The sequence below is a fragment of the Thermoproteota archaeon genome (assembly GCA_030130125.1).
Taxonomy (GTDB): domain Archaea; phylum Korarchaeota; class Korarchaeia; order Korarchaeales; family Korarchaeaceae; genus Korarchaeum.
In genome coordinates this window covers 1-6863 of record JARZZM010000064.1, presented here as the reverse complement: position 1 = coordinate 6863, position 6863 = coordinate 1, and the positions used below count along the sequence as shown (strand labels likewise).

The 6863-nt window shown below is 55.6% G+C and carries 10 protein-coding genes and 1 rRNA gene; all 11 read right to left on the bottom strand.

Features of this window, described 5'->3' with window-relative positions; translation table 11 throughout:
- Positions 1 to 1255, bottom strand: a 16S ribosomal RNA gene (locus QI197_08335); the annotation flags it as partial.
- Between the two features lie 259 nt (positions 1256 to 1514).
- On the bottom strand, positions 1515 to 2447 hold the full coding sequence (gene argF, locus QI197_08330) for an ornithine carbamoyltransferase (GenBank protein MDK2373366.1): 933 nt from the start codon (positions 2445 to 2447) through the stop codon (positions 1515 to 1517).
- A gap of 22 nt (positions 2448 to 2469) precedes the next feature.
- Positions 2470 to 3342, bottom strand: coding sequence for a signal recognition particle-docking protein FtsY (locus QI197_08325; GenBank protein MDK2373365.1), 873 nt, complete (start codon positions 3340 to 3342; stop codon positions 2470 to 2472).
- Complete coding sequence (locus tag QI197_08320; protein MDK2373364.1) at positions 3332 to 3730, bottom strand: hypothetical protein; 399 nt, start codon at positions 3728 to 3730, stop codon at positions 3332 to 3334. Before QI197_08320 ends, QI197_08325 begins: the two co-directional genes overlap by 11 nt.
- Before the next feature lie 22 nt (positions 3731 to 3752).
- The gene (locus QI197_08315; GenBank protein ID MDK2373363.1) at positions 3753 to 4424 is read right to left on the bottom strand and encodes a translation initiation factor IF-6; all 672 of its coding nucleotides are present in this window, start codon (positions 4422 to 4424) and stop codon (positions 3753 to 3755) included.
- A gap of 8 nt (positions 4425 to 4432) precedes the next feature.
- Positions 4433 to 4705 (bottom strand): 50S ribosomal protein L31e, encoded by a 273-nt coding sequence (locus QI197_08310; GenBank protein ID MDK2373362.1) that lies wholly within the window; start codon positions 4703 to 4705, stop codon positions 4433 to 4435.
- Positions 4706 to 4716: 11 nt separating this feature from the next.
- Positions 4717 to 4869: a 50S ribosomal protein L39e gene (gene rpl39e / locus QI197_08305; protein ID MDK2373361.1), complete on the bottom strand. Its 153-nt coding sequence runs from the start codon at positions 4867 to 4869 to the stop codon at positions 4717 to 4719.
- A gap of 16 nt (positions 4870 to 4885) precedes the next feature.
- Positions 4886 to 5212 (bottom strand): DNA-binding protein, encoded by a 327-nt coding sequence (locus QI197_08300; protein MDK2373360.1) that lies wholly within the window; start codon positions 5210 to 5212, stop codon positions 4886 to 4888.
- Positions 5209 to 5667, bottom strand: a complete 459-nt coding sequence (locus QI197_08295) for a 30S ribosomal protein S19e (GenBank protein ID MDK2373359.1) — start codon at positions 5665 to 5667, stop codon at positions 5209 to 5211. The genes QI197_08300 and QI197_08295 overlap by 4 nt, the downstream gene beginning before the upstream one ends.
- 110 nt (positions 5668 to 5777) lie before the next feature.
- Entirely contained in the window at positions 5778 to 6122 is a 345-nt protein-coding gene (locus QI197_08290; protein ID MDK2373358.1) for a ribonuclease P, read from the bottom strand.
- Positions 6119 to 6790 (bottom strand): hypothetical protein, encoded by a 672-nt coding sequence (locus QI197_08285; protein MDK2373357.1) that lies wholly within the window; start codon positions 6788 to 6790, stop codon positions 6119 to 6121. Before QI197_08285 ends, QI197_08290 begins: the two co-directional genes overlap by 4 nt.
- Positions 6791 to 6863 lie beyond the last annotated feature (73 nt).

The following is a 6863-nucleotide window of genomic DNA, read 5'->3' as shown; positions in this document are numbered from 1 at the left end:
AGGGATTTGCTCCCCCTCTCGGGGTCGCATCCCGCTGTCCCGCCCATTGCAGCCCGCGTGCGGCCCGGGGGATTAGGGGCATACTGACCTGCCGTGGCCCCCTCCTTCCTCCGGCTCTTCGCCGGCGGTCCCCCTAGTTTGCCCGGACAGCCCCGAAGGGCCCCGCTGGCAACTAGGGGCGGGGGTCTCGCTCGTTGCCTGACTTAACAGGACACCTCACGGCACGAGCTGGCGACGGCCATGCACCACCCCTCAGCGCGTCAGGTAAGGTCTTCAGCCTGACCTTCATCCTGCTGTCGCCCCCGGTAAGATTCCCGGCGTTGAGTCCAATTGAGCCGCAGGCATTCACCCCTTGTGGTGCCCCCCCGTCAATTCCTTCAAGTTTCAGCCTTGCGGCCGTACTCCTCAGGCGGCCGGCTTAACGCCTTCGCTTCGACACCGGCCGAGGCCGAAACCTCGGCCGGCACCTAGCCGGCATCGTTTACGGCTGGGACTACCCGGGTATCTAATCCGGTTTGCTCCCCCAGCTTTCGTCCCTCACCGTCGGACGCGTTCCAGCCGAGCGCCTTCGCCACTGGTGGTCCTCCGGGGATCTACGCATTTTACCGCTATCCCCCGGAATACCCTCGGCCCCCCCCGCTCCCTAGCCCCGCAGTCTCCCCGGCGGCCCACCGGTCTTCCGGTGGATTTAACCGGGGACTTACGGGGCCGGCTACGGACGCTTTAGGCCCAGTATGCGTGGGGACCCCTCGAGGAGCTGGTTTTACCGCGGCGGCTGGCACCAGCCTTACCCTCCCCTTCCTACCCCGGGCTGTTTACACCCGGGAACAGCCGCCCTCAGCGGGCGGCACTCGGGCTCACTCCCTCACGCTTGCGCGCATTGGGGAAGTTTCGCGCCTGCTGCGCCCCGTAGGGCCTAGGCCCTTGTCTCAGTGCCCATCTCCGGGCTCCGGCTCCCACCGCCCGCACCCGTCTTAGGCTAGGTGGGCCGTTACCCCACCTACTACCTGATGGGCCACGGTCCCATCCTGGGGCCTCAGCGGGGCCATTCCCCCGCCTACTTTGGGGGTGGACCCATTCCAGGAATCCACCCCTATCCGGGATTAGCCTCAGTTTCCCGAGGTTATCCCGGTCCCCAGGGCAGGTTGACCGTGTATTACTGAGCCGTGCGCCGCCAGGGGCAAGGGCCCCCAGCCGACTCGCATGGCTTAGTCCGAGCCCGATAGGGGTCCCCTCCGGCAGGATCAACCGGTCTCGCATACGGCCGCAAGGCCTCCCAAAACCGCCACCCACCATTCGTGGGGACATCCGGACTCTCTTGAGCACGAGGGATCTGACGTTTCCTCGTGCTCACATGACCGTACTCAACGTACGCACACTGTCGCCACGGTCGGAAAGACGATCCCTCACCCGATCGGGGTCTCCCCCCTTCATCTCCTCGGGACCGCCACCGGGTCAACCGTGGCCAATCAGATTAGTGATCGCGTAGCTATATAAAGTTGACTGAGAAAGATTTATATGAGGAGAGCCTCCAGCACAGCTTTCGCCGTGTGAAGCCTGTTCTCCGCCTGTTCAAACGCTATGGAATGGGGACCGTAGGCAACTTCCTCGGTTATCTCCTGTCCCAAGAACCAAGGCTGGCAATGCATCACCTTAACGTGAGGAGCAGCGTGACTTAGGAGCTTGGAGTTCACCTGATAGGGCGGGAATACCTCCTTCCTCCTCTCTATGTCCTCCACACCCATGGAGAACCACGTGTCCGTGTAGATTACATCGGCTCCCTTGACAGCCTCGATGGGGTCCCCCATCACCCTCAATGTTCCTCTCGTTTCCCCCATGATCTCCTCGACCTTGGACACTATGTCCTTGTCGGGCCAGTATTCCTGAGGCGCTCCCACGACATAGTCGTATCCTACTAGAGCGGAGGCTATCATAAGGCTGTGGTTCGTGTTAGCAGCCCCATCCCCTAGGAAAACGACCTTCAGCTTCCTATCCCCGAAAAACTCAATCATGGTGAAAACGTCGGTAAGGGCTTGGAGAGGATGGAACTTATCGCTCAGCATGTTGATCACTGGTACATCGGCCCACCTAGCGAGTTCCTCGAGGGTGGAGTGGGATTTCACCCTAGCAGCTATCGCATTGACGAACCTGCTCAACACCTGAGCCGTGTCCCTCAACGTTTCTCCCCTGGATACCTGAAGACTTGATGTGGGGAGCTCTAGGAACACGCCCCCTAGGTCGAATGTAGCTACAGACATGGAGACCCTAGTCCTAGTAGACGGCTTCTCGAAGATGCCAGCGACGTACTTGCCCTTCAGGGAGTCTCCTCTCGTCAGACCCCACTTGTGCTCTCTGGACCTGACAATCAACGCCTTAAATTCTAGTGGTGTGAAATCCAGAAGGGTTAGGAAGTCCCTCCCCTTGAGCCTTCTCAGCACCGAGGCCATTGATTAACACCTGGATAAGAGGTCATGCGAGGATATAATCTATTGCCTCCTCGGGGTCGAAATTCCTGAGATCGTTGAAGGACTGACCGATCCCTAAGAAGAGCACGGGCTTTCCGGAGTGGAGAGAAGCAACAAGCGGGGTGGTTAGGCCCGAGCCATCTACCTTGGTGACCACTAGGGCATCAATACCAACAGCCTCCTCAAAGGAATCGCACTGATTGAGGACATCATTCCCCGCCATGCCATCCACCACCAGGACCCTGAGGTCCGGTTGAACGACCCTCACCACTTTCCTCAATTCCTCCGTGAGGTTCTTGTTCAGGTAGTTCCTCCCGGCCGTGTCGATGAGGACGAACTCGTACCCCTTGGAGGAGGCCATATTGAGACCGTCGTACGCGACAGCCGCGGGGTCGGCGCCTCTTGGACCCTTGAACATTGGAACGCCGGCAGATCTGCAGTAACCCTCGAGCTGATCGCCCGCTGCAGCCCTGTAAGTATCAGCCGAGACAACAAGGACCCTCTTCCCCTTACTCTGCAGGTATCTGGCCATCTTGACAATGCTTAGGGATTTCCCTACACCGTTGAACCCGAAGAACACGACCTTGTAGAGACCTTTGACCCCGATAACATCGTCCAATCTCATCTGAGAGGGAAGCAGCCCTCTTATCGCTGATTTGATCGCGTCCCTCACGATTCTCTTTGGATCTCCCTTGGTCTCCACTCCATCCAGCTTCTTGGCCACTTCCTCCCTGAGGCTGTCCACTAGGGAGGGGGGAACCCCTTGGGCCACCAGCTCCAGCTCTAAGGAGTCAAATACCCTGAAGACATCCCTCTTACCCCACTTCTTCCTCACAATTCCTCTGGAGGTCAATTCGTCTACGAGTCTACCTAGCACGTCTCGAGGTCCCCCTCTGTAGGTTCTCTATCTCGAGCTGGACCTTAGTGAGGTTTATGCCCACTTCCTGAAGGCCTTTGTTTACCTCCTCCAGCCTCTCCTGGGCCTGCTTCAATGCATCCTCGGGTCCCATCTTAGCATATATGTTGCCACCCATGAGGACGAGCGTCTCCTTGACCTTGACTCCATCTACTAGGAGGGACAGGAAGGAAGATACAGGGATTATCAAAGGGCCAACTTCTTCCTCCTGTGCCTTATTAAGGGCCTTTAGAGTCTCTATTGTCCTTTCTAAGTCTGTCTTGAGGAGGTTCAACCGGTTGTACTCGTCCAGCAGGTATCTGTAGAGCGTTTGGAGGAAGTTCAGGTCGGCAGCTCTCTCTTGGCTCAATCTTCGCACCTCACTGATAGGCTCATGGTTCTATATTAAGAGCTTCCGCCAAGTTCTCTATCTCCATAGGGGTGGTGGGATAGCCAACTAGAGCACCGGAGTCGCTGGCCACTAGCCCCAGCCTGATATAACCGACGCCATCATTGACGGTGCCTCTGAGGCACTCCACCCCCAAGATCTCGGAGGCGCCCCTCAGCTCGGCATCATCGGCAGAGGGGGAGATCAGACATCCCTTGTTATTGGCCACCACGAGAGAGCCGACCACGGGGACACCGCCTATCCTCCCCCTGATCGCCTTGACTCCTAGGAACTTGCTTATGAGATCCACCTCGTCATCCGTGAAGAGGGGGTGCACCAAAGCCCCATAATCGTTCGCCGCTATATCATTTCCCAAGGCAGTCAGTCTGGCAGAGGGAAGCACATGAACTTCCAGATCCAGCTTCTCCATGAGGTATCTGATTTCGCCCTCTGATGCTATGGGAGGGACCAGCAGAGACTTGCTGTTCCCAGTCAAGAAGATGCCCAACATCCTACTATCATAAATCGAGGCCTCAACTACCTTCAGACCTATCTCCTCTACCTCCTCACCAATCACCTGCGAGGCGTTGGGCGGGGCCAGCAGGTAGGGACCCACCGCCCTCAAGTAGACCCCTAAATTGTAGCTGCCGAATACCTTTACCCTAAAAACCACCATCTATATCCCTAAGCCGGCCATATGACTGCTGTCTTCTCATCCTCGTCCAATACCACGCGCACTCTCACTTTACCGGGTGGATTTCCAGCTCCTCTGGACCACAGTAGCTCGTTCAACTCCGGTCTGACCTTTATCTCGTATTCTTCAGGGATCTTCGCATGCCTCCTGACGAAGGCCCTGATGAACTTCACGGCCCTCGCCGCTCTCTTCTTGGGAGGGTACTTCGCCCTTATGATGATCCCCATATTTATGTTGAAGGCCACTTCCTTCACCTCAGCCATAGAAGATCACCTCACAGTTGGAGCCTGCTCCTCCTCCAGTTCCTGAGGGGTCTGGCCCTGACCTTCCTGTTAGTCCTCGCGTAGACCCAGGCAGGGACTCTCCTATTACTCTTAAGGGCCCTAGCATATCTCAGCTTACTCCCCAGAGGCCTGTGAGTTGCCATAGTTATCACCCTACACTCACACTATCCTTATGTTGAAATCCCTCTTGGCCCTCTCCGATAGCTGGGCCAGCAGGGCCTTCAATTCATCGTCGGTCAGTCTCCTAGCTAGCCGACCGGTGGTATAAAGTTGAACCAAATATAACTTTACCTCATTGGCCAGGTCGGGTTTAACTAGCTCCACCCTCTTGAGCCTCTGCCAAGCCTCGTTGGTCAGGAGCTGCTTGACGAGCGCATCTATCTTCTGGAGTTCCTTGGCTACTTCCTCCTCTTTACTCTGCTTAGCCGCCATCTCGGCCATCAGCTTCTCCTGTATCTCCTTAAGCGCTCTATCCTCGGCACTCATGGCGCTTCCACCTTTCCTGGGATCAACTCCATCTCCTTGATTATTCCAGCGGCTACCTTATCCAAGAGAGAGACTCCCTCAGGTGTGATCCTCCTGCCCCTCCTTTCCACCTTTTCCACTAGACCAGCGGCCTCCAGTTGCTGGAGGATGAGCCGTATCACATGCCCGCTTCCCTTAACGAACCTCTCTGGTCTCACCCCCCTATCTTTCCTGCCCCCATACTTTGTTCTGAGCCTTTCTACACCGACAGGCCTTCCTCCTCTCATGTAAAGGGTTCTTAGTATGGAGGCAGCCCTGATGTACCACCAGTCCTCTTGGACAGGGGGTCTCTCCTTATACACCCCTGTTTTAGTGTAGAAAGCCCACTCGGGTGGCTTTATCGATTCGAACTTCTTAAGCTCCTCCTTAAGAGAGTCTATCAGCAGGTCAGCCCGTACATCCCTGGCTGTAGGCAAGCTCATCACCCATTTTCTTCGTTAGACCTTCAACAAGCTACTGCAGCCGTGGCATATAAAACCATTAGGGAAGTTGAGGCCTACCAAGGTGTCCTCGCATGATCCCCTACTCAACGAGATGCCGCTCTCCTGACCCTCTTCTCCCTTAGATATGGAATTCTTCTTATCTCACCGCATAACCGACATCTGATCACTAGGTGAGGAAGCCTGCGATCTCTCGTCCTGACGTCGGCGTTTATTCCAGGGTAAAGGAAGGATCCACATCCCTTGCAGTACCTCCACTTCCATTGCTCGGGTATCCTGACTCTTGTTCTTAGAGCCAACCTTCTGGCCAGCTCTCCATATTGGAGTCCGAGTTCAGGTTCTCTAGGGTATGCCTCATCGGCCAACTTGAGCAGTCTCATTATCCTCTGCTTAGCAAGGTCCTTCTCCCTTTCCTTGGCCTTCCTCCTCATCCCCATACCTCCAAGTAGTAGAGATAAGTGAGCATCATGGAGAGGGCCGTTGAAGAGGACAGCATTCCCCTATATAGGCTGAATATGCCTCTGGCGAGCGATATGACATCATCAGAGAAAGATCCTTTGGGGAACCCGCCAACCATAATCGAGATGTCCTCCCCCTTCACTAAGTCCCTCAAGTAGGCTAAGGGATCGCTGAACTCTCCACTTTCCTCTAGGAGTATTGCCTTATCGCTTATCAAGTCTCCTAATCTCTCGTTCACTTCCCATATGAGTGGTTCATCCTTGCTCGGGCCCACCCACCCCTCGTCGAGTAGCTTACTCATCAAACCAAGGAACCTTACGTAGTTGCGAGGGGGCCTGACCTCCTTGGAGAAGCGGAATATCCTACCATCCAAGGTGTGCACGTAGAACTCGATGTGTCCCATAAGGAAGAGAGGATGATCGGTTACGGAAAGCACAGATCTGTGGACTATGTCCGGTCTACCCTCCTTCGGCCCCATGTAGACTCTAGCTTGGGGAGGCAGGGCTTGGATGTCTAGGACGTCGTAGAACCTCCCATATACTTTGGTGTATGACCTCTTTATCTTATCATTCTTTAAAATTTTCGGGATTTTTGTTAAAGATGATTCCACCAAGAATACCCTGATCATCTCCCATCTCAAGGAATTAATGCTTAAATACACGATCGCTGGCTATAGAGCTGGCGGCCGTAGTCTAGCCTGGACAGGATGGGGG